Source organism: Streptomyces sp. VTCC 41912 (genome assembly GCF_045799175.1).
Lineage (GTDB): Bacteria > Actinomycetota > Actinomycetes > Streptomycetales > Streptomycetaceae > Streptomyces > Streptomyces albulus_C.
In genome coordinates this window covers 135,585-157,447 of sequence record NZ_JBJMAB010000011.1, presented here as the reverse complement: position 1 = coordinate 157,447, position 21,863 = coordinate 135,585, and the positions used below count along the sequence as shown (strand labels likewise).

Below are 21,863 nucleotides of genomic sequence, written 5' to 3'. Positions count from 1 at the left end.
GTGCTAGCCGTCCCGCTGCGCGGGGAAGCGCCGTCCCAACTGCTGGGCGAGTTCCCGGGCGGGCGCGGGCACGGCCTGCTGCGGGGGAGCGTCCGGCGGTCGGAAGTCGTGCACCGGCGCGCGCCAGGCCGACACGTCGATGGCCCCGTCGCCCAGCGGCAGCACCCAGCGCGGGTCCGCGTGCACCCGCAGCACCTGCGCCTCGATCTGGGTCCAGGCGCCGTCGGTCACCGTCCGCTCGCCGACCCGCCGGGCCTCCAACTGCACGGGGCAGTGCGCCAGTCGGGGCGGGCGGACGAGCTCGGAGGGCTCCGTCCACGGCACCTCCCCGTCGGGGCCGCCGCCCGTTCCTTCCTGGGTGGCCGTCCCCCCGGGCGGCAGGTTGAAGACAACGTCGGGGCGCACCGCGAGGTTCTGTGCGGTGCACCCCCGGGCGGGCAACCAGACGCTCACCACGGGGCCGAGGTCCCACCGGACCTGTAGCGCGACCAGCACGAACGTCCCGTCGTCGTTCTCCGTTGACAGCAGCGCCGGCACGACCGAACTGCTCTTCTCCAGCGCGGATTTCATGTTCTTGAGGATAGAAGCCGGACGATTCGGCGCTCACCGAAGTGTTATATGTGATTACGCTCTGCACATGATTCGATGGGACGCCGATCACGAAAGCACCGCGGAAACCCCCGATGTGGCAGCCCTCGCGGCGCTGCTCGCGGACCGGACCCGCGCCGCCATCTGCATCGCCCTGCTCGACGGCGGCACATGGACCGCCGGCGAGCTGGCCGAGTACGCCGGGGTGGCGCCGTCCACCGCGACCGAGCACCTCAACCTCCTGGTCGCCGGCGGCCTGCTGGCCGAGGAACGGCGGGGGCGACGGCGCCACGTCAGACTGGCCGGGTCGGACACCGCCGAGATCCTGGAGAACCTCGCCGGGCTCGCCCCCTACCGCCGGGTGCGGATCCGTTCGCTGGCCGAGGCCAACCACCGCCGGGCCCTGCATCACGCCCGCACCTGCTACGACCACATCGCCGGGGCCCTCGGGGTGGCCATCGCCGAGGCGATGACCGAACGCGGCCTGCTGGGGCGGGAGCACGGACTGGAGCTGACCGACGCCGGTACCGCGTGGCTGGTCGCGCTGGGTATCGAGGGCGGCGGCCATGCGTCGACGCACCGGGCGCACGTGCGCACCTGCCTCGACTGGACCTCGCGGCGCCAGCACCTCTCCGGTGCGGTCGGGGCCGCCCTCTACCGGCACGCGCTGGAGCACCGCTGGGTCATCAGGGCCCCGGCCAGCCGGATCCTCGCGGTCACCGAGGCCGGCCGGGTCGCCTTCCGGGCCCGGCTGGGGTTGTCCGACGAGGTGCTCACGCCCACGCCGGCGGCGCCGCCGGCGCGGGACCGGGCGGAGGTCAGTCCTCGCCGACCTGGGTGATCCGGTCGTCGCCGAGGCGGTGCTGGACGTCCTGGAGGAGCACCCGCAGCAGCCCGGCCAACTGCTCCTGCTGTGCGGGGGCGAGCGCCTCGATCAGCTCGGCCTCGCGGCCCAGTACGCGGTCGACGGTGGACTCGACGAGGTGGTGGCCGGCTGGGGTCAGTTCGACCAGGACGGTGCGGGGGCGGCCCTCGCCGGGGCGCCGGGTGACCAGGCCGTCGCGTTCGGCGCGGGCCACCCGTTGGGAGACCGCCCCGGCGGTGATCATGGAGCGTTGGCCCAGCTCCCGGGTGGTCAGGGTGTACGGCGGGCCGCCGCGGCGCAGCACGCTCAGGAGGTCGAGGGTGGCCGGGTCCATCCCGGCGCCGCTCAGCACCCGGCGCCGGTCGTCGCCCAGGAGCTTGGCCAGCCGCCAGATGGGCGTGACGATCCCGATGGAGGAGACCGGCGTGCCCGGGCGCTCGCGGCGCCAGGCGGCGGCGATCTCCTCGACGGGATAGCCGGCGGTGCGGGCCTCGGGGTGGTCGGCGCCGTCCTGTGTCGCGGTTTCGCTTGCCACCGGACCTCCTGGGAGTGTTATGTTCAGGTCTAAATTTAGCCCTCAACGGAGGGCGTCGCGCGTTATGCATTTAGATCTAAAAATCACGGACGGAGCTCAGCATATGGCACGCACCCTCCTGATCACCGGCGGCGGCACCGGCATCGGCCGCGCCCTCGCCGCGCACTTCGCGGGCCACGGCGACCACGTCGTCATCACCGGCCGGCGCCCCGGCCCGCTCCGAGCGGTCGCGGACGCCGTCGCCGGGGTGACCGCCCTGGTCTGCGACCACACCGACCCCGCGGCGCTGCTCCGGCTCGCCGCGCAACTGCCCGAACGCCTCGACGTCCTCGTCAACAACGCCGGCGGACAGACCGACTTCGACGCCGACGGCGGCACCGACCTGGCCTCCTACGCCCGGGACTTCCGCGCCAACCTCGACGCCAACCTGCTCGGCGCCGCCCTGACCACCCGGGCCCTGGAGGACCGGCTGGCGGACGGCGGGGCGGTCATCCACATCGGGTCCATCGCCGCCGACCAGGGTTCCGGCTCCTACGGGGCGGCCAAGGCCGGACTCGCCTCCTGGAACGTCGAACTCGCCCGACTGCTCGGCCCGCGCGGGATCACCGCCAACGTGGTCGCGCCCGGCTACATCGCCGACACCGAGTTCTTCCGGGACCGGCTCGCCGACGCGCGCCGGGAGCGGCTGGTCGCGGACACTGCCACCGGCCGCCCCGGCTCCGTGGACGACGTCACCGGCGCGGTGGCGTTCCTGGCGTCGCCGGCGGCCCGGCACGTCACCGGGCAGGTGCTGAACGTCAACGGGGGCGCCCACACCACCCGTTGACGCCGCGCCCCGTCCCTCAGCCGGCGTCGCCCGCCACCAGACGGGCCGGGAAGCCGCCGGTCGCGATGGGGCCCCAGCGCCGGGGCGTGACGCGGATCAGGGACTTGCCCTGCTTGCGCATCGCCGCGCGGTACTCGTCCCAGTCCGGGTGCTCGCCGGCGATGTTGCGGTAGTACTCGACCAACGGCTCCAGGGAATCCGGGGAGTCGATCACCTCGGCCTCGCCGTCGACCTGCACCCACGGGCCGGTCCACTCGTCGGACAGCACGAGCACGCTGACCGACGCGACCCGGCGGACGTTGCGGACCTTGGCCCGCTCCGGGTACGTCGACATCACCAGCCGACCGGAGTCGTCCACCCCGCAGGTCAGCGGCGAACCCTGCGGGGTGCCGTCGGCGCGGCGGGTGAGCAGGATCGCGCGGTGCCGCGGGCGGACGAACTCCAGCAGCTCGGACAGGTCGACACGGGTGGTGGTGGCGATGGAAGGGCTCATGCACGCGAGCCTAGGGCGTCCGGTGCGCTCCGGGGCGAACCCACACGGCTCCCGCCGCCCGTTCGCCGCGGCCCGGCGGTCGGTTCAGCCCTTCAGCAGTTGCCTGCCGGTGGCCGCGTCCACCACCTTGCGGCCCGCCAACGGGCCCTCCAACCGCACCTTTGTCTTGTCGGTCGCCAACTGCTCGGTGCACATCCCCGCGGGGTTCTTCTTCTTGCCCCATCCGGACACCACGACCAGTTCCCTGGACTCCAGGACGCGGGCGCCGTAGCCGGCGTCGCAGGCGCTGTGGCCGACGGTCACCGTGAGTTCCTTGGCGTCCGGGCGCGTGGGGTGGTCCGCGCCGGCCAGCGGCAGCAGCGCCTCCTGCCGCCCGGACACCGGGGCGACCTTCGGCCAGTCCCGCACTATCTGCGCGGCCCGCGTCTCGAAGGCGTCCTTGGCGCGCGGCGGCGGTGCGGCGCCCACGGTCTGCGTGCCCTTGCCGCACCCGGTGAGCGCGACGGCGCCGGCCGAGGCGAGGGCGACGACCAGGGCGGTCACACGGGTGCGCGGGCGGGTGGGGTGGACGGGGTGCTGCATGACGTGCCTCCTCGGGTCGGTCGCGGATGGGACGTGTCAGGGGCACGACGGGTTCCGTCCGGCGGACGGAACGGTCCGGACCACCGCCGTCCGGTGCGCCGTTCGCTCCATCTGCCCACGGCAGAAAGCGCCGCTGCCCGACCCCGCCGACGATGAGCGTCGCGACCATGGACCTCCGACAGCTCGCCCCGCACGTCTGGCAACTGCCCTTCCCCGTGGGCCACGTCCATCTCGTCGCACTGTCCGACGACGCCTACGCCGCGGTCGACACCGGACTGCCCGGCTCGGCCCCCGCGAACCTCGACGCGATCACCCGGCTCGGCGGCCGCCCCGGAGCGCTGCGCCAGAGCGTCCTCACCCACTGCTACGTGGACCACATGGGCTCGGCCGCCGACCTGGTGGCCGCCACCGGGGCCCGGGGCCTGGCCGGTGCGCCAAAGGTCCCGTACGTCGACGGCACCCGGCCCGAGCCGCCGACGGACCTCACCCCCGTCGAACGGGCCCTGCACGAGCGGGTGCTGGCCGGCATCGCCGCCGGCTGGCCGCCCTCGCCGAGGTCGACACCGTCTGCGTGCCGCACGGCGTGCCGGTCCGCTCCGACGGACACGCGGCCCCGGCGGCGGCGACCCCGGAGGCGGACTGGCGATGAGGCACTCCAAGTCCTTTGCGTGCGGGCACATGTGACGTCGCGTCAGCCGGATTCGCGGGGCACGACGCGGAAGGTCCCGAGCCGGTGGGTGGCCGGCGGCGTCGACGGGGCCCGGACGAGGGCGTCGACCAGGAGGGCGAGCCGGTCCGGGGCGACGGCCTCGGTGCGGACGCTGGTCAGCCGGGGGCGCAGCAGCCGGGCCAGCAGCAGGTCGTCCGCGCCGACCACCGCGATCCGCCCCGGGCCGGTCCCGATCGTGTGACCGGCGTCCTGGAGGGCGCGCATCAGGAGCATCGCGTACGCGTCGTTGTAGGCGAAGACCGCGTCCAGGCCGAGCGCCGGCCACCGGGCGACGAGCCGGGCGGCGGACTCCTCGGTGAGCGCCAGGTCCAGGGGGTGCACCGCGGCGTCGGGGTGGCCGGCGGCCACCGCGCGCACGCCGGCCAGCCGCGGATCGGCCAGGGCGGCCAGGCCCGGTTCGGCCGGCAGCACCACGCCGATCCGGCGGCGGCCCGCGGCGAGCAGGTGCGCCCCGGCCCGGCGGCCGGCCTCGGACTGGTCCAGCAGGAGGGCGTGGGCGCCGGGCGGTGCCTGGGGGCCGGGGGTGAGCACCGCCGCGGTGCCGGCCCGCCTGAGCAGTTCCACGGCGGGTGCGTCCAACGGCGGGTCGTGCAGGGTCAGTACGGCGGCGGGGCGGAGTTCGGCCCAGGCGCGGGCGGCGGCCAGCGGGGAGTCGGCGGGTGCGCCGTGCAGCACGCCGGTGTAGCCGAGGCGGTGCAGCGCACTCTGGAAACCGGCCAGGAAGTCGGTGAACAGCGGGCCGAAGACGGGTGCGGTGTCCGCCGGCGCGGCCAGCAGCACGATCCGGCCCCGACCGGCCCGCAGGCTGCGCGCGGCCGCGTGCGGGACGTACCCCAACTCCTCGGCGGCGGCCCGCACCCGGGCCTGGGCGCCGGCTCCGACGCGCCCGGCGGCCCGGCCGTTGAGCACGTACGAGACGGTCGCGCGCGAGACTCCGGCGCGGCGGGCAACGGCCGCGCTGGTCGCGGGTGTTGGCACGGCCTCGCGGCCGGTGGGATCGGTCATGCTGGTGGGCATCCTCGCACAGGGGTGCTGGGCGCCGGAGCACGGCGCCGCTTACGCCCTGCCGACAACTTACACGTGTAACTTCGACCGTGCGGCCGTGCCGGACGGCCCTGGCGGGCCCCGCGCGCGACGCACCGGCGCCCGCGAGCGGGCGGGAGACGAGCGGGAGAGAGGCACGGATGCAGCTGCACACCCACGAGTGGGGCGACGGCGACCGGACCGCGGTGCTGATCCACGGGATCATGTCCGACCACCGCACCTGGCACCGGGTCGGGCCGGCCCTCGCCGCCCGCGGATACCGCGTCATCGGCGTCGACCTGCGCGGCCACGGCCGCAGTCCGCGCGGCGACTACGGCGCCGAACTGTTCGCCGACGACCTGGTGGACACCCTGCCGGTCGGCGCCGACGTCGTCCTCGGGCACTCGCTGGGCGGGCTCGCGCTGTCACTGGCGGTCGAGCGGCTGCGGCCGCGGCGCGCGGTCTACTGCGATCCGGCGTGGTCGTTGGCCGGCGTCGGGCAGGCCGTCGACCCGGCGGTGTTCGTGACGTTCAAGAACGCCGACGCGTCCCGGGTGCGCGCCTTCAACCCGCGCTGGGACGACGTCGACGTCGCGGTCGAGCTGGCCACGATCGCGGACTGGGACACCGGGACGGCGCTGGCGCTCTCCGGTGGCCACCTCCAGGACCGGACGCCGGAGCGGCCGTTGGTGCCGTCGTTGGTGCAGATCGCGGGGGAGGGGTTCCTCTTCACGCGGGAGGCGGGCAAGGAGCTGGCCCGGCGCGGCTTCGAGGTGCGCACGGTGCGGGGCGCCGGGCACACCATCCACCGCGACGACTTCGACGGCTTCCTGGCCGGGCTGGAGGGGTGGATCTGAGCCGGCCGGGCCGCGGGGCCGTCCGGCCCGGCGGCCCGCAAGGGTGATGCAACGTCAGGTGTCGCAGTCCAGCAGGGTCTTGCACAGGCCGCAGCGGGCCTGGAGGCGTCCGCGGACCGGGACGCGGATCCGCTGGCAGCAGACCGGGCAGGGGAAGGACACCCGCAGGGGCGTGCCGGTGCCGGGGGCGGTCTCGAAGGCGTATCCGCCGCCGGGGTCGGCGGCGGGCGCGGTGCGGTGCGCGGTCCCGGCCGCGCGGCGGTCCTTGGCGTAGCGGAGCCGGGCGGCCCAGCCGGCGCCGGCGAGCGGCGGGCGGCGGGCGTCCTGCTCGGCCCGCGTCCGCCCGGCGGTGTACGCGTCGTACGCCTGCGGGCTGGTGAACCACGGCGACGGGTCCTCGCCGAAGAAGGCCGCGCGCTTGGCCAGCACGTAGCCGAACTCCTCGGGCGTCAGGTAGCCCAGCTTCTGCGAGAACGGGCCGTGTTCGCGGTACGCGTCCAGCAGCAGCCAGCCGGCGCCGAGGTAGGTGGCGGCGGTGTCGGTGAGGATCTCGTTGTCGCGGGTGCCGGGGAAGGACAGGTCCAGCCGGTGCAGCCAGACGTGGGTGACCTCGTGGGCGAGGGCGGCGCCGATGTCCTTGCGGTGTCGTCGGAAGCGGTCGTTGAGTTCGACGAAGTACTCCGGCCCGGCGGTCAGTTCCACGGTCGCGGCGTGCTCCATCTCGCGGAAGGTGATCACGATCCGGGCGTCCGGCAGGTGCAGTTGGCGGACCATGGCGCGGGCGACGCGCTGGGCGCCCAGGTGCAGGTCCTCGTCGTCGTCGAAGGCGACGTCCACCGGCAGCACGCTGGTGGGGAAGGTGCTCACGGTGTCGTGGGACAGGCGCCGGAAGAGCGCCGTGAGGGCCGCGCGGACCGTGTCGAGGTGCGGGAAGCCGTGTGCGATCGCGCCGCCGCCGGTGGTCATCCGGACACTGTACGACCGGGGTGGTCCGGCGGGTACCAGGGCGTACGGGGCGTAGGGGGTAAGGGAGTTGGCCGGATGTTGACCCTTGTCACTCTGTTCCCGGACTCCACATAATCACAGGGCGCTTTACGGGTTCATTGCCCAGATGCCCGGAGGCTTTGCGGTGTGCTGCCGCCGTCCGCGCGGATTTTGCGGTGGCCGTACCCGGCGCCGGGTTTGGCATGGGCCTGTCATGACGCTTTCGACCCCCCACGAAAGGAAAGCCCGTGCGCACCTCCCTGAAGCACCTGAAGAGAACCACCGCCGCCGGTGCGATCGCCCTCGCCGCGTTCAGCCTCCAGCCCGCCGCGGCGCAGGCCGCCCCCGCCCCCGACCCCGGCGGCTCCGTGCACTCCCACGTCGTCGGCGGCACCCGCGCCGACCAGGGCGAATTCCCCTTCATGGTCCGGCTGTCGATGGGCTGCGGCGGCGCCCTCTACACCAAGGACATCGTGCTCACCGCCGCGCACTGCGTCGACGGCAGCGGCCCCGACACCTCCATCACCGTCACTGGTGGCGTGGCCGACCTGGAGGACTCGGCGGCCGTCAAGGTCAACTCCACCCAGGTCCTCCAGGCCCCCGGCTACAACGGCAAGGGCAAGGACTGGGCCCTGATCAAGCTCGCCAAGCCCATCGACCAGCCCACCTTGAAGATCGCCGAGAACGACACCTACAACAAGGGCGACTTCACCATCGCCGGCTGGGGCGCCGACAAGGAGGGCGGCGACCAACAGCGCTACCTCCTCAAGGCGTCCGTCCCGTTCGTCGACGACGCCACCTGCCAGAAGGCGTACGGGGACTCCCTCACGCCCGGCGACGAGATATGCGCCGGCAAGCTCGACACCGGTGGCGTCGACACCTGCCAGGGCGACTCCGGCGGCCCGATGTTCCGCAAGGACGACGCCGGCGAGTGGATCCAGGTCGGCATCGTCTCCTGGGGCGAGGGCTGCGCCCGGCCCGGCAAGCCCGGCGTCTACAGCGAGGTGAGCACCTTCGCGGCGGACATCAAGAAGGCCGCCGCCGAACTCGGCTGACCGACCCACCCCAGACGGCCGGGGCCCGGCCACCCCCCGGGCCCCGGCCCGTACCGCCATCCGCCGCCGTGGTCACCCCGGCGGCTCTCGGGCCGGTCGGGCGCGGGCGTCGTTCACCGAGTCGCCCCACGGCCGGCCATGACGGTCAGCGGCTCCCAGGAGAACCGGACCTGACAGCCGTAGCCACCGAGGTACTCGATCTCGGGGTACCGCAGCTCATGACGTGGACTGAGCGCGCTCGGCCAGCGCATGATCGCCACTTCTGCGGCGCCCAACTCGGCCAGCTCCCGCACCCGCATCCAGCCGGCACGCCGACGCGGGTCCGGCTCGCCGAAGACATCAGTGATCGTCGCGACGATCGTCAGCCTGTGCCCACGGGCGAGTGCGCGCCCCTCGGCCTCGGCGCGCTGCTGCGCCAGCCCCGGTGCGGCGGGGCTGCGCTCCGCGCAGATGTAGAGGACGGCGGGGGTCTTCTTTTGGATGGTCATGGAGCCTCGTCCCGTCAGCAATGGGGAAAAAAGCGCGCCGGCAGCCCGCTGGTGGGACCCCAGAGACCGATCGCCGCAGTGCCGAGACCCGCCCTGTCAGCGGCAGTTGGGCACTTGCGCACAGTCAACGGGCCCATGTCGACGTGCGACCATCGCGCATGCGGCATCCGCATACGGACATGCGCGTAGCGGGTACGAGTACGGTCTCGGTGTCGCGTGGAGTCGTAGCGTGGAGGTACGCCGTGGACTTCTGGAGTGGGCCCGTAAGAGAGGCGTCACAGGCGGGGGACTACGGCCAAGTGATCGAACTCGCCCGCGTCCACAAGCGGATCACGCAAACCGCGCTCGGCCAGGCTCTGGGGATAAGCCAATCCGCCGTCTCCCGCTTGGAGAAGAAGAAGGGCACAGGCGCGTACCGCACACACACCCTCGCAACGGCAGCGGCGTACCTGGAAGTCCCGCCGGCGCTGCTGGGACTTGCCGACCGCCACCTGACGGGGAACGGGAACGACGGTGAAGAAGTGAACCGACGGCGTTTCCTCGGCGGGGTGGCCGTGACCGCGGCCGCTCCCGCTCTGGCTGTCCTGCCCCCTACGGCGGACGCGATCGGAGAGCAGGCGGCCGCTCTGCGGCTGTCCACCTCGGCCTACCGCAGACTCGACGGAACCACGCCCAGCAGGGCGCTCTCAGAGGCCGTGCGCTCGCACCTGACCCTCATCCAGACCATTGCGCACACCGCGAAGGGCGACCGTGACCGACGTCGGCTGGCCGCAGTCGGCAGCGAGGCGGCCAGCCTCGCCGGATGGCTCGCGTGGGACATGGGCGACAACGGGTCGGCGCGCTCCTGGTACGGATCGGCGATCAAGGCCGCGCGCACCGCCGGTGACCCCTTGCTGACCGCCTACCAGTCCGGAAGTCTGGCCCAATTCGAAGCCCATGCCGGTAACAGCACGGAGGCCCTCAACCTCGCGCAGCGCGCCCGCCGTGCCGTGGAGGGCGATTTCCCGGCTGTCGCTGACACGTGGCTGGCCACCGTCGAAGCGCTCGCACACGCCGTCGCAGGTGACCGACGGTCCGCTGACAAAGCGCTGACCGCGGCCCGCACCGGCGCTGAGAAACAGCCGGAGGAGACGCCCCCGTGGCCGTGGGTGTTCACTTTCACCCCGTCCAAGGTCGCCGCCGCGCGCGTGGCATGTGGCGCCCGGCTCGGGCGGGCGGACTGGGTTCTGTCCGCGGACGCGGAAGTCCTTGCGACCGGACACGAAAAGCAACGCGCCTTGCTGATGCTGGACATCGCGACCGGTCATCTCGCGGCCGGACGCGTGGACGGCGCCTTCTCGCTCGCTGCCCGGGCAGTGGAGACCGGACTTCGCTACCGTTCCGGCCGGATCGTGGAACGGGCGCGTGCCGTGCGCCGGAAGCTGACCACCGGCTCACCGCCCAAGTCGGTGCGCGCATTCGATGAGCGGCTGCACGGCGTCTATCTGTAGGAGGACGGAATGCGCGTGGGGATCACCGGACACCGCGGCCTGAGTGCCGAGGTGGAGCTGCTGGTGCGGGAACAACTGACGCACGTGGTCAGCGGGTACGACCCGACGAAACTGGTGGCGGTCTCGTGTATCGCGGACGGGCCGGACGCGTGGTTCGCCGAAGCCGCCCTGGGGGCCGGGGGGCGACTGGACGTCGTCGTCCCGGCCGCGGAGTACCGTGCCGGTCTCCCCGCGTGGCACCACGCGACCTACGACGAGTTGCTCAGCCGTGCCGCCGATGTGCATCAGACCGGGCTGACGGCTTCCGATTCCGCCGCGCACATGGCCGGCTCAGAGGCCCTCGTCGGCCTCGTCGACGAACTGCTGGCCGTGTGGGACGGGCGGCCGGCACGCGGCTACGGCGGCACCGCCGATGTGGTCGCCTACGCGCGGCGGACGGGAGTTCCGGTGCGGGTGTTGTGGCCGAAGGGGGCTACGCGTGACTAGGTCGCGCAGCTGGTAGACGCCCCTGCAGGGGCGGTCGGCCGGAGCGTGCGGGCCAGGGCGGCGGACCCGCCCCGGGCGGGTCCGCCGCCCCGGCCCGTACCGCCATCCGCCGCCGTGGCTTGCGGGCGCCGGGGGCCCCGGGTCCGATGGAGCCATGCCGATCAGCGTGGTCATCGCCGACGACCAGGAGATGGTCCGGACGGGCTTCCGGATGATCCTGGAGAGCCAGCCCGACATCGAGGTGCTGGACGACGTCACCGACGGCGCCGCCGCATTGGAGGCCGTCGAGCGGCTCCAGCCCGACGTGCTGCTGCTCGACATCCGGATGCCGGAGCTGGACGGCCTGGAGGTCACCCGCCGGCTCGCCGAGCGTGCCGCCACCCACCCCGAGTTCCACGACCGCCCCAGGATCGTCATCGTCACCACCTTCGACCTGGACGAGTACGTGCACGCCGCGCTGCACGGCGGCGCCTGCGGCTTCCTCCTGAAGGACGCCAGCCCCGCGCTGCTCGTCGAGGGGGTCCGCGCCGCGGCCGCCGGCGACGCCCTGGTCTCACCCGCCATCACCCTGCGGCTGCTGCGCACCATGGCCCCCACCGCCGGCCGCGCCACCGCCCGTACGCCCGGCGAACCGCTCACCGAGCGCGAGGAACAGGTCGTCCGCGCCCTGGCCACCGGCCGCACCAACGCCGAGATCGCCGACGAACTCTTCGTCTCGCTCTCCACGGTCAAGACGCACCTGGCCAACGTGCAGGCCAAACTGGCCGCCCGCAACCGCGTCGAGATCGCCGCCTGGGCCTGGGAGACCGGGCTGGCCAGCGGCGGATGAGCCCGATGTCCGGGTGGGCCCGCGCCCACCCCCGCAAGGCCGCCGCCGCCAAGACCGCCCTCGCCGCGGTCCTGCTCTTCCTCGTCGGCGTCGAGTCGGTGGTGCTCACCCAACAGCCCACCCGGCCGCACGCCATCGTCGTCGCCGCGGCCGTCGTGGTCTGCCTGTGCGCCGTGCCGTACCGCCGGATCCCGCTGACCCTCCGGGCCCGGATCGCCGTCGCGGTCTCGCTCACCGCCTCCGCCGTGCTGATCGCCGGCCAGCACGCCCTGCGGGTCTGGGGCCTGGGCGAGGGCATCGCCCTGCTGGTCCTGCTCACCGCCGTGGTGCGGCGGGCCCCCGGTCGCACCGCCGCCGTCCTCGGCCCGCTGCTCGGCCTGTCCTGCGTCCTGGCGCCCATGCGGGACATCCGGATGGGCGTCTTCACCGTGGTCTACGGCGTGCTGACCGTCGTCGTCACCGCCTACTCGCTGATCCTGCGCTGGCAGGACGCCGGCCGGCTGCGCGACCTGGCCGCGGTGCGGGACGCCGAACGCCTCGAACTGGCCAGGGAACTCCACGACCTCGTCGCCCACCACGTCACCGGCATCGTCGTGCAGGCCCGGGCCGCCCGCTTCACCGCCCTCGACGGTCCGCGGGCCGTCGACGCCTTCGCCCGGATCGAGACCTCCGGCGGTGAGGCGCTCGGCGCCATGCGCCGGCTGGTGCGGGTACTGCGCGAGGGCGAGGCCCGCACCACCCCGGTCGCCGGCCTCGCCGAGGTCCGGGCGCTGGCCGAGGCGTTCACCCGCACCGGCCCGCCGGTCACCCTGGACCTCGAACCCGGCCTGGACCGCGCCCTGCCCCCCGAAGTGGCCGCCGCCGTCCACCGCATCGTCCGCGAGGCGCTCACCAACGTCCGCAAGCACGCCGCCGACGCCACCGCGGTCCGCATCACCGTGCACACCGTGCCCCGCGGCACCGAACTGCGCATCGCCAACGACGGCGGCACGCCGGCCCGCCTGGCCGAAGCGGCCCGCGGCGGAGGCTTCGGGCTGGCCGGCCTCACCGAGCGGGCCGAGGCCCTGGGCGGCACGCTCACCGCCGGCCCGGCACCCGAAGGCGGCTGGGAGGTCACCGCCGTCCTGCCCGCGAGCGACCCGGCCGGCGACTGACCCCGCGCTCGCCGGCCACATCTGTCCAACACCTCCCGCCCCTTAGTCCATGGGCCTGCGCCCCGCCCGCCGCGCACGCTGTCCGCCGACAGGCCGCACCGCCACCGAGGAGGACGCGCGTGACCGCACAGCCAGGGCCCAGCCGCAGACAACTCGTCGCCGCCACCGCACTCGCCGGCGTCGCCACCGCCCTCCCGCTCGGCACCCGCACCGCGGCCGCCGCGCCCCGCACCGACGCAACGGTCCTGCGCTCCACCGCGCTGGACGTCCGCGTCGACCCGGCCTTCCCCCGCGTCCTCGGCTACACCGACCGCGCCACCGGCGCCGTCCTGCACGGCCAGGAAACCCCCGTCACCCAGATCCTCGTCGACGGCACCGCACACACCCCCCGCGTCACCCACCGGGCCCGCGCCGACCGCGCCGCCTACACCCTCGCCCTCGACGGCGGCACCACCCTGACCGTCGAGATCGCCGTCGACGGCTGGCAGGTCACCTGGCGCGTCACCGCCGTCCACGACACCCCCGCCCTGCGCGTCGGCACCCTCCAGATCCCCGACCTCGCCCTGCTCAGCGTCCGCAGCGACCAACCCGGCGCCCACCTCCTCGCCGCCCGCCTCCAACTCGACAAGGCCACCAGCGGCGACACCCTGATCGAGGTCACCGCGGACACCCCCGCCGACCCCGCCCCCACCGGCTGCGCCTACGCCGTCGTCGCCACCGACCAACTCGCCGCGGCCATCGAGACCAACACCGTCTACGACACCCCCACCGGCGCCACCACGTGGGAGAACGGCCGCCTCTGGCGCCGGACCCGGCACCGCGACGGCCTCGTCGAGGCCCAACTCGCCCCCGGCCAGTGGACCCACCGCGCCGCCGGCCAACCCGTCGACGCCACCGAGCCCCTGCCGTACGCCACCGTCGTCCTCACCCGCGACCGCAACGGCGACGGCCGCACCGACTGGCAGGACGCCGCCGTCGCGCTGCGCGACGTGATGGTCAACCCGCTCGGCGCCGACGCCCAGCACCTGCGCGTCGTCCCGCACATCCCCTTCAACTTCGCCAGCCAGGCCACCAACCCGTTCCTCGCCACCCTCGACGACGTCAAGCGGATCGCGCTGGCCACCGACGGCCTGCGCCAGTTCACGCTGCTGAAGGGCTACCAGTCCGAAGGCCACGACTCCGCCCACCCCGACTACGGCGGCAACTACAACCAGCGCGCCGGCGGCCTGGCGGACCTCAACACCCTGCTGCGGGCCGGGAAGAAGTGGTCCAGCGACTTCGCCGTCCACGTTAACGCCACCGAGTCCTACCCCGTCGCGCACGCCTTCTCCGACACCCTGGTCAACAAGGACGACAAGCAGTGGGACTGGCTCGACCAGTCCTACCGCATCGACGCCCGCCGCGACCTGACCGCGGGCACCATCGCGGCCCGCTTCGCCCAGCTCCGCCGCGAGACCGACCCCGCCCTGAACACCGTCTACCTCGACGTCTTCCGCGAATCCGGCTGGAACTCCGACCGGCTCCAACGCCACCTGCGCGAGCAGGGCTGGCAGGTCGCCACCGAGTGGGGCCACGGCCTGGAACGCTCCGCCCTGTGGTCCCACTGGGCCAACGAGACCGACTACGGCCCCGACACCTCCCGCGGCATCAACTCCCGGCTCATCCGCTTCCTGCGCAACCACCAGAAGGACGTCTTCGCCGACAAGTGGCCCACCCTCCTCGGCGCCCCCCGGATGGGCAACTTCGAGGGCTGGACCGGCAAGAACGACTGGCACGCCTTCCACGCCATCGTCTGGAACGACGCCCTGCCCGCCAAGTACCTCCAGGCGTACCCCATCCGCACCTGGACCGACCACGAGATCACCTTCGAAGGCCCGACCCGCACCGTGGTCACCGACGCCGACGGGGTTCGCAGGATCACCACCGACGGCCGTCCGGTCTACGACGGCGGCAGCTACCTCCTGCCCTGGGAACCCCGCCGTGCCACCGACCCCGACAAGCTCTACCACTACAACCCCCGCGGCGGGCAGAGCAGTTGGCAGCTGCCGCGCGGCTGGTCCGGCGCGTCCGCGGTCCACGCCTACCGGCTCACCGACCAGGGCCGCGCCGACGAGACGCGGATCCCCGTCACCGGCGGCCGGATCACCCTCACCGCCCGCCCCGCCACCGCCTACGTCGTCTACCGCACCAAGGCCCCCGCCCAGCCCGACCCCCACTGGGGGGAGGGCACGCCCCTGGTCGACCCCGGATTCCACGCCGGCGACCTCGCCGCCTGGGAGACCACCGGCCCGGCCGCCGTCCGACGCAACGACCGCGGTGACCACGAACTCGTCATCGACGCCGGCGCCGCCGCCACCGTCGCCCAGCGGCTGGCCCGGCTCGCCCCCGGCGACTACGCCGCCTCCGTCCAGGTCGAGGTCGGCGCCACGGCGGGGGAGCGGCGCCGCGCCGCCCTCACGGTCCGCACCGCGGACGGCGTCACCGCCACCAACTGGACCGAGACCTCCACCGCCGGCAATTACGTCGCCGCCGACCGCAAGACCGGCACCCGCTTCCAGCGCATGACCACCCGCTTCACCGTCCCCGACGGCGGCGGCCCGGCCACCCTCACCCTCAGCGCCGCCGCCGGCGCGGCCCGGGTCCGCTTCGACAACGTCCGCGTCGTGCCCGCGCCCCGCACCGCCCGGCCGGGCGCCCTCCTCTTCGAGGACTTCGAGCACGTCCCGCAGGGCTGGGGCCCCTTCGTCAAGGGCGACGCCGGCGGCTCCACCGACCCGCGCACCCACCTCGCCCAACGCCACGCCCCGTACACCCAGCGCGGCTGGAACGGCAAGGCGATCGACGACGTCGTCGACGGCGGCCAGTCCCTCAAGTCGCGCGGCGAGAACACCGGTCTCGTCTACCGCACCGTCCCGCACACCGCCCGCTTCGTCCCCGGCCGCCGCTACCGCGTCACCTTCCGCTACGAGAACGAGCAGGCCGGCCAGTACGCGTGGATCACCGCCGTCGACGAGCCCGCGGCCCGCGAACTCACCCGTCAACCCCTGCCCGTGGCCGTCGAACCCACCACGCTCAGCTACGAGTTCACCGCACCCGAACGCGGCGAAGCCTGGGTCGGGCTGCGCAAGACCGGCACCGACGGCACCGCCGAACTCGTCCTCGACTCCTTCCAGATCACCGAGGCGTGAGGAGCCGGCGGGCCGGGGCGGCGCCCGCCCCGGCCCGCCCGCCTCACGGCACCAGCCGCGGCGGCCCCGCCGCGCCGTCCGCGCCGTCCGCGCCGTCTGGGCTGTCTGGGCCTTCCAGTTCCAACACCAACACCTCGTTCTCCCCCTCCCGCAGCACCGGACCCGGTACGAACAGCCCGCGCTGCGGCCCCACCGACCAGTACCGTCCCACCGGAAAGCCGCCCACCCACGCGAAGCCCCGCGTCCACCCCGGCAACTCCAGCACCGCGTCGCCCACGCCGCCCGCCGGCACCGTCACCGTGCCCCGGTGCAGCCCGCGCGCCCCCGCCACCGGGGTGCCGAACGCCAACCCGGCCACCGCCGCGGCGCCCGCCGCGCCGTCCACCGCGTCCAGCCGCAGCCCCCGCGCCCGCACCCCGTGCAGGTACTGCCGCTCGTGCAGCACCCCACCCGTGATGCCCTTCGGCTCGCCCAACCGCGGCCCGTAGTTGACCCGCCCAAGCGACTCCACCCACAGCTCCACCACCGCCGGTCCCGGCACCGTGCCCAGCACCGCGTCCCCGGCGTCCCCCTCCTCCAGCACCGGCCCCCGCACCCCGTCCAGCACCGTCACCGCCCGGTCCCGCAGCCCCACGACCTTCAGGGTGTACGGGCGCCGCGGCCCCGGCACCGCCAGCCGGTAGCGGACCAGGCCCCGGTCCACCCCCAACTCCTCGAAGGTCGGCGGCTGCCCCGCGCACACCTCCGCCTCCCCCAACGCCTCCACCACCGCGTCCAGCGGCAGCCACCCCGACAACACCACCCCCACCGGCCCCGCCAACACCGGCTCCGGCTCCGGCAGCTCCGGCACCGGCCCCTGCGCGTACGGCGCCAACACCTCCCGCATGCGCCAGAACTTCTCCGTCGGCCGCCCCCGCTCGTCCACCGGAGCCCCGTAGTCGTACGACGTCACCGTCGGCAGCAACGCCCCGTCCTGGAGCTCACCCGCCCGGTTGGCCCCCGCCCACCCGCCGAAGCTCGTCCCCCCGTGCGCCATGTACACGTTCACCGACGCGCCGCACTCCAGCACCTCCCGCAGCGCCGCGGCCGCGTCCGCCGCACCCCGCCCGTCCGCCGCCCGCCCCCAATGCGCGAACCACCCGCACCAGAACTCCATGCACATCAACGGCCCCCGCCCCCGGTGCCGCCGCAACGCCGCGAACGCGCCCCGCGCCCCCGACCCGAAGTTCACCGTCGCCAACACCCCCGGCACGCTCCCGCCGGTCAACATGTGGTCCTCCGCCCCGTCCGAGGTGCACAGCGGGACGGTCACCCCCAACTCCCGCAACCGCCGCGTGAGATGACCCAGGTACTCGGCGTCCGAGCCGTACGACCCGTACTCGTTCTCCACCTGCACCAGCACCACCGGCCCGCCCCGGTCGCACTGCCGCGCCACCACCTGCGGCAGCAGCGCCCGCCACCACCCGTCCACGGCCCGCAGGAACGCCGCGTCCCTGGTCCGCACCCGCCGCCCCAACGCCCCCGTCAGCCACGACGGCAGTCCGCCGTTCTCCCATTCGGCACAGATGTACGGCCCCGGCCGCACGATCGCCAGCAGCCCCGCCGCCCGCACCGCGTCGAGGAACCGGCCCAACGCCGCGACGTCCCGCAGTTCACCCGGGCGCGGCTCGTGCCAGTTCCACGGCACGTACGTCTCCACGCAGTTCAGCCCCATCGCCCGCAGCATCGCCAACCGGTGCCCCCACTGCGCCTCGTGCACCCGGAAGTAGTGCAACGCCCCCGACAGCAGCCGCACCGGCCGCCCGTCCGCCTCGAAGTCCCGTTCCCCCACGGCAAACCGCACCTGACGCCTCCCGACTGGTCGTTCCCCGGCCGCCCACACCCTCGCCCTCTGGCGGCCGGCCGGTCCATGGACAAAGATCGACGGTGCTTGGATGGTTCGACGGTTCGGCGTCCGGCGTTCCGGCGCGCGCGGCCGACGGAGCGGCGGCGCACGAGGACGGGAGGCCGGGCGGCATGTACCACACCTGGATGCGCTACTTCACCCCCAGCCCGCTCCACCACCGCCTCGGCCTGGTCTGCCTGGGCGTCGGCCTGCAACACGGCACCCTGCCGCCCGTCGGACCCCGCACCCTCGACCACCACGTCGCCGTCGTCATCAGCGCCGGCCGCGGCTGGTGCACCACCCCCGACGGCCGGCGCCGCACCGTCACCGCCCCCGCCCTGCTCTGGCTCCTGCCCGGCGTCCCCCACCACTACGGCGCCGACCCCGCCACCGGCTGGGACGAGAGCTTCGTCGACTTCACCGGACCCGCCGCCGACACCTACACCGAACTCGGCTACATCGAGCCGCAGCAACCCGTCGTCCCGCTCGCCGACGCCGGCCCGGCCCGCACCGCGATCGGCCGCATCGCCCGCGCCGCCCGCCGCGGCAACCCGCTGCTGGAGGTCGAGACCGCCGCCGCCGTCCACGAACTCCTCGTCGCCCTGCGCCGCGCCCGCGCCGACACCGACGCCGACGGCGAACCGGTGCTCGCCGCCCTCGCCCGCGACGCCTTCCTCCCGCTCTCGGTCGTCGAGCACGCCGCCCGGCACGGCATGACCCCCGCCGCACTGCGCACCGCGGTCCGCCGCGGCGCGGGATGCAGCCCCAAGGACTACCTCCTCGGCATCCGCCTGGGCCGCGCCAAGGAACTCCTGATCGCCACCGAACTCCCCATCGCGGCCGTCGCCCGCCGCGTCGGCTACGACGACCCCGCCTACTTCAGCCGCCTCTTCACCCGCCGCGTCGGCCTCGCCCCGGCCCGCTTCCGCGACCGCCAGGTCCGCCGGGTGCCCGGGGGATGGTCGACGCAGGTGCCGGACCCCGCGGACCCCCCGAGGGTGGAGTGACGCCACCGCCCGCCCCACGGCCGACGGGACGGCGAAACTCCCCGCACCCGCGCGCCCCCGACGTGGCAAGCTGCCGGGCATGCCCGTATTGCAGCGCCCTGAGGCCGAGGCCCGTGCCCACCTGCTCGACGTCCACCGGTACGAGGTCGCCCTCGACCTCACCCACGGCGACGAGGAGTTCACCTCCCGCACCGTCATCCACTTCACCGCCCGCGAACCGGGCGACACCTTCGTCGAGATCCGGCCCGCCACGCTCCACGCCGCCACCCTCGACGGCCACCCCCTGGACCCGGCCGCGCTGGACGACAACCGCCTGCCGCTCACCGGCCTGGCCGCCGGCCCCCACGAACTCCGCCTCGACGCCACCATGCGCTACTCCCGCACCGGCGAGGGCATGCACCGCTTCACCGACCCCGCCGACGGCGAGGACTACGTCTACACCCAGCTCTTCATGGACGACATCCAACGGGTCTTCGGCGCCTTCGACCAGCCCGACCTCAAGGCCGCCTTCGAGCTGACCGTCACCGCACCGCCCACCTGGACCGTCCTCGCCAACGGCCGCACCGAGCAGCTCCCCGACGGCACCTGGCGGGCCGCCGCCACCCCCCGCATCAGCACCTACCTCGTCGCCGTCGCCGCCGGTCCCTGGCACTCCGTCCACACCGAGCACGCCGGCCTGCCCTTCGGCCTGCACTGCCGCCGCTCGCTCGCCCCGCACCTCGACGCCGACGTCGAGGAACTCCTCGACCTCACCCGCCGCTGCTACGACCGCTACCACGAGATCTTCGAGGAGCCGTACCCCTTCGACTCCTACGACCAGGCGTTCGTCCCCGAGTTCAACGCCGGCGCGATGGAGAACCCCGGACTGGTCACCTTCCGCGACGAATTCGTCTTCCGCTCCGCCGTCACCGACACCGAGCGGCAGACCCGCGGCATGGTCATCGCCCACGAGATGGCCCACATGTGGTTCGGCGACCTCGTCACCCTCCGGTGGTGGGACGACATCTGGCTGAACGAGTCCTTCGCCGAGTACATGGGCTACCAGGTCCTCTCCGAAGCCACCCGCTTCCGCGACACCTGGACCGACTTCGCGATCGCCCGCAAGGGCTGGGGCTACGACGCCGACCAGCGCCCCTCCACCCACCCCGTCGCCCCCGCCCCCGAGGACGTCCCGGACACCGCCTCCGCCCTCCTCAACTTCGACGGCATCTCCTACGCCAAGGGCGCCTCCGCACTGCGCCAACTCGTCGCCTGGATGGGCGAGAAGGACTTCCTCGCCGGCATCAACGACCACTTCGCCCGGCACCGCTTCGGCAACGCCACCCTCGCCGACTTCCTCGACTCCCTGGCCCGCGCCACCGACCGCAACGTCCACGCCTGGGCCGCCCGCTGGCTGCGCACCACCGGCGTCGACACCCTCACCCCCACCGTCACCGAGGACGCCGGCACCTGGCACCTGGACGTCGCCCACACCGGCAGCCGCCCGCACCGCATCGCCGTCGGCGCCTACGACCCCGACCCGGGCCACCCCGACCGGCTCGCGCTGCGCGACCGCTTCGACGTGGACGTCCCGGCGGACGGCGCCCCCGCCCGGCACACCTTCCCCAAGGCCGCCCCCGCCCTCGTCGTCCTCAACGACGGCGACCTCACCTACGCCAAGGTCCGCTTCGACGCCGCCTCCTGGGAGACCGCCGCCCGCACGCTGTCCGGGCTGCCCGACCCGCTGACCCGCGCGGTCGTCTGGAACGCCGCCCGCGACCTGGTCCGCGACGGCGAACTGGCGCCCACCGCCTACCTCGAAGCGGCCCGCGCCCACCTCCCGCACGAGACCGAGCTCGCCGTCGTCCAGGGCGTACTGGCCTTCGCCCGCACCCAACTCGCCGACCGCTACCTCCCCTCCGCCCCGTCGTCCCCGGGACAGCCGGCCGCCACCACCCGCCACACCGCGCTGACCACCCTCACCGCCCTCAGCCGCGACATCCTGCGCCGCACCGAAGGCCCCGGCCACGGCCCCGAAGCCGGCCTGCGGCTGACCGCCGTCCGCGCCTTCATCGACAGCGCCACCACCCCCGAGGGCATCCAGGAATGGCTCGCCGACGGCAGCATCCCCGGCGGCCCCACCCTGGATCACGAACTGCGCTGGCGGATCCTCACCCGACTCGCCACGCTCGGCGCCGCCCCCCTGCCCGAACTCCACGACCTCATCGACGCCGAACTCGCCCGTGACCAGAGCGCCACCGGCCAGGAGGGCGCGGCCCGCTGCCGCGCCGCCCTCCCCGACCCGGAAGCCAAACAGGCCGCGTGGCAGGCCCTGTTCGGCACCGATGCCGGCTCCGAACTCTCCAACTACCTCTTCACCGCCACCGCCACCGGCTTCTGGGCGGCCGAACAGCAGGACCTGCTCCGCCCCTACGTCGCCCGCTACTTCACCGAGGTGCCCGCCCTCGCCGTCCGCCGCGGCCCCGCCCTCGCCAAGGCCGCCGGCCGGTGGGCGTTCCCCGCCGTCCTCGTCGAGGAGGAGACCCTCCGCCGCGGCGAGCAGTGCCTGGCCGAGGGCGACCCTACCCCGGCCCTGCGGCGCACCCTCGACGACCAACTGGCCGACCTGCGACGGGCGTTGCGAGTGCGGGCGGCCGCCGTGCGGTAGCCGGCCCGCAGCCCCACCCCACACGGGAGACGCGGCCGCCGGCAGCCACGGCGCAGCGGACCCCGACGACGCGGGTGTCGCCCGGCGGAACGCGGACCGCCGGCGGCACCCGCGCCGCATGCGCGCCACCGGCCGCACCCCCGCCCTTCGA

19 protein-coding genes and 1 pseudogene are annotated in these 21,863 nt (G+C 74.3%); 12 read left to right on the top strand and 8 right to left on the bottom strand.

The genetic code is table 11. The annotated features are described in order from the left end of the window. Window positions 1-3: 3 nt before the first annotated feature. On the bottom strand, window positions 4-570 hold the full coding sequence (locus ACJ6WD_RS18565) for a hypothetical protein (protein WP_233658160.1): 567 nt from the start codon (window positions 568-570) through the stop codon (window positions 4-6). Window positions 571-637: 67 nt separating this feature from the next. Between ACJ6WD_RS18565 and ACJ6WD_RS18560 the strand changes: the two genes are divergently transcribed. Beyond that, window positions 638-1,429 carry a winged helix-turn-helix domain-containing protein gene (locus ACJ6WD_RS18560; RefSeq protein ID WP_233658161.1) on the top strand — a complete coding sequence of 264 codons (792 nt, stop codon included), beginning with the start codon at window positions 638-640 and terminating at the stop codon, window positions 1,427-1,429. On the opposite strand, the gene ACJ6WD_RS18555 is transcribed toward ACJ6WD_RS18560, so the two are convergent. After that, a complete protein-coding gene (locus ACJ6WD_RS18555; protein ID WP_233658162.1) occupies window positions 1,407-1,988 on the bottom strand; it encodes a MarR family winged helix-turn-helix transcriptional regulator in 582 nt (193 codons plus the stop codon). The two genes, ACJ6WD_RS18560 and ACJ6WD_RS18555, sit on opposite strands and share 23 nt — an antisense overlap. A gap of 103 nt (window positions 1,989-2,091) precedes the next feature. On the opposite strand from ACJ6WD_RS18555, the gene ACJ6WD_RS18550 reads away from it, so the two are divergent. Further along, on the top strand, window positions 2,092-2,814 hold the full coding sequence (locus tag ACJ6WD_RS18550) for an SDR family oxidoreductase (protein ID WP_331248884.1): 723 nt from the start codon (window positions 2,092-2,094) through the stop codon (window positions 2,812-2,814). 16 nt (window positions 2,815-2,830) lie between these two features. Here ACJ6WD_RS18550 and ACJ6WD_RS18545 read toward each other — a convergent pair whose 3' ends face one another. Further along, window positions 2,831-3,307 (bottom strand): PPOX class F420-dependent oxidoreductase, encoded by a 477-nt coding sequence (locus tag ACJ6WD_RS18545; RefSeq protein ID WP_016573726.1) that lies wholly within the window; start codon window positions 3,305-3,307, stop codon window positions 2,831-2,833. 84 nt (window positions 3,308-3,391) lie between these two features. Next, the gene (locus ACJ6WD_RS18540; RefSeq protein ID WP_331248885.1) at window positions 3,392-3,889 is read right to left on the bottom strand and encodes a hypothetical protein; all 498 of its coding nucleotides are present in this window, start codon (window positions 3,887-3,889) and stop codon (window positions 3,392-3,394) included. Between the two features lie 26 nt (window positions 3,890-3,915). Between ACJ6WD_RS18540 and ACJ6WD_RS18535 the strand changes: the two are divergent. Continuing rightward, window positions 3,916-4,317, top strand: a pseudogene (locus tag ACJ6WD_RS18535) (MBL fold metallo-hydrolase); the annotation flags it as partial. 263 nt (window positions 4,318-4,580) lie between these two features. Here the strand turns inward: ACJ6WD_RS18535 and ACJ6WD_RS18530 are convergent. Beyond that, the gene (locus ACJ6WD_RS18530) at window positions 4,581-5,624 is read right to left on the bottom strand and encodes a LacI family DNA-binding transcriptional regulator (protein WP_376446915.1); all 1,044 of its coding nucleotides are present in this window, start codon (window positions 5,622-5,624) and stop codon (window positions 4,581-4,583) included. A gap of 179 nt (window positions 5,625-5,803) precedes the next feature. Between ACJ6WD_RS18530 and ACJ6WD_RS18525 the strand changes: the two genes are divergently transcribed. Beyond that, a complete protein-coding gene (locus ACJ6WD_RS18525) occupies window positions 5,804-6,499 on the top strand; it encodes an alpha/beta fold hydrolase (protein ID WP_233658167.1) in 696 nt (231 codons plus the stop codon). Between the two features lie 54 nt (window positions 6,500-6,553). On the opposite strand, the gene ACJ6WD_RS18520 is transcribed toward ACJ6WD_RS18525, so the two are convergent. Further along, entirely contained in the window at window positions 6,554-7,465 is a 912-nt protein-coding gene (locus tag ACJ6WD_RS18520; RefSeq protein ID WP_376554448.1) for a hypothetical protein, read from the bottom strand. 266 nt (window positions 7,466-7,731) lie between these two features. On the opposite strand from ACJ6WD_RS18520, the gene ACJ6WD_RS18515 reads away from it, so the two are divergent. Continuing rightward, window positions 7,732-8,538 (top strand): trypsin-like serine protease, encoded by an 807-nt coding sequence (locus ACJ6WD_RS18515; protein WP_016575688.1) that lies wholly within the window; start codon window positions 7,732-7,734, stop codon window positions 8,536-8,538. A 113-nt stretch (window positions 8,539-8,651) separates the two neighbouring features. Here ACJ6WD_RS18515 and ACJ6WD_RS18510 read toward each other — a convergent pair whose 3' ends face one another. Continuing rightward, window positions 8,652-9,026: a hypothetical protein gene (locus ACJ6WD_RS18510; RefSeq protein WP_376446914.1), complete on the bottom strand. Its 375-nt coding sequence runs from the start codon at window positions 9,024-9,026 to the stop codon at window positions 8,652-8,654. Between the two features lie 299 nt (window positions 9,027-9,325). Here ACJ6WD_RS18510 and ACJ6WD_RS18505 point away from each other — a divergent pair, with 299 nt between their 5' ends. The 5 genes from ACJ6WD_RS18505 (at window position 9,326) to ACJ6WD_RS18485 (ending at window position 16,173) form a co-directional block, all read left to right on the top strand. Further along, window positions 9,326-10,516 carry a helix-turn-helix domain-containing protein gene (locus tag ACJ6WD_RS18505; protein WP_407616205.1) on the top strand — a complete coding sequence of 397 codons (1,191 nt, stop codon included), beginning with the start codon at window positions 9,326-9,328 and terminating at the stop codon, window positions 10,514-10,516. 9 nt (window positions 10,517-10,525) lie between these two features. After that, window positions 10,526-11,002 carry a hypothetical protein gene (locus tag ACJ6WD_RS18500; protein WP_376446912.1) on the top strand — a complete coding sequence of 159 codons (477 nt, stop codon included), beginning with the start codon at window positions 10,526-10,528 and terminating at the stop codon, window positions 11,000-11,002. Window positions 11,003-11,156: 154 nt separating this feature from the next. Next, window positions 11,157-11,831, top strand: coding sequence for a response regulator transcription factor (locus ACJ6WD_RS18495; RefSeq protein ID WP_016575689.1), 675 nt, complete (start codon window positions 11,157-11,159; stop codon window positions 11,829-11,831). A gap of 5 nt (window positions 11,832-11,836) precedes the next feature. After that, complete coding sequence (locus ACJ6WD_RS18490; protein WP_407616217.1) at window positions 11,837-12,985, top strand: sensor histidine kinase; 1,149 nt, start codon at window positions 11,837-11,839, stop codon at window positions 12,983-12,985. A 119-nt stretch (window positions 12,986-13,104) separates the two neighbouring features. Further along, complete coding sequence (locus ACJ6WD_RS18485) at window positions 13,105-16,173, top strand: endo-alpha-N-acetylgalactosaminidase family protein (protein ID WP_407616204.1); 3,069 nt, start codon at window positions 13,105-13,107, stop codon at window positions 16,171-16,173. Window positions 16,174-16,216: 43 nt separating this feature from the next. On the opposite strand, the gene ACJ6WD_RS18480 is transcribed toward ACJ6WD_RS18485, so the two are convergent. Then, window positions 16,217-18,004 carry a beta-galactosidase gene (locus ACJ6WD_RS18480; RefSeq protein WP_407616203.1) on the bottom strand — a complete coding sequence of 596 codons (1,788 nt, stop codon included), beginning with the start codon at window positions 18,002-18,004 and terminating at the stop codon, window positions 16,217-16,219. A gap of 185 nt (window positions 18,005-18,189) precedes the next feature. Here ACJ6WD_RS18480 and ACJ6WD_RS18475 point away from each other — a divergent pair, with 185 nt between their 5' ends. Both ACJ6WD_RS18475 and pepN read left to right on the top strand, forming a co-directional pair. Further along, the gene (locus ACJ6WD_RS18475) at window positions 18,190-19,065 is read left to right on the top strand and encodes an AraC family transcriptional regulator (protein ID WP_233658351.1); all 876 of its coding nucleotides are present in this window, start codon (window positions 18,190-18,192) and stop codon (window positions 19,063-19,065) included. A gap of 79 nt (window positions 19,066-19,144) precedes the next feature. Beyond that, entirely contained in the window at window positions 19,145-21,712 is a 2,568-nt protein-coding gene (pepN, locus tag ACJ6WD_RS18470; protein WP_407616202.1) for an aminopeptidase N, read from the top strand. The last annotated feature ends 151 nt before the right edge of the window (window positions 21,713-21,863 follow it).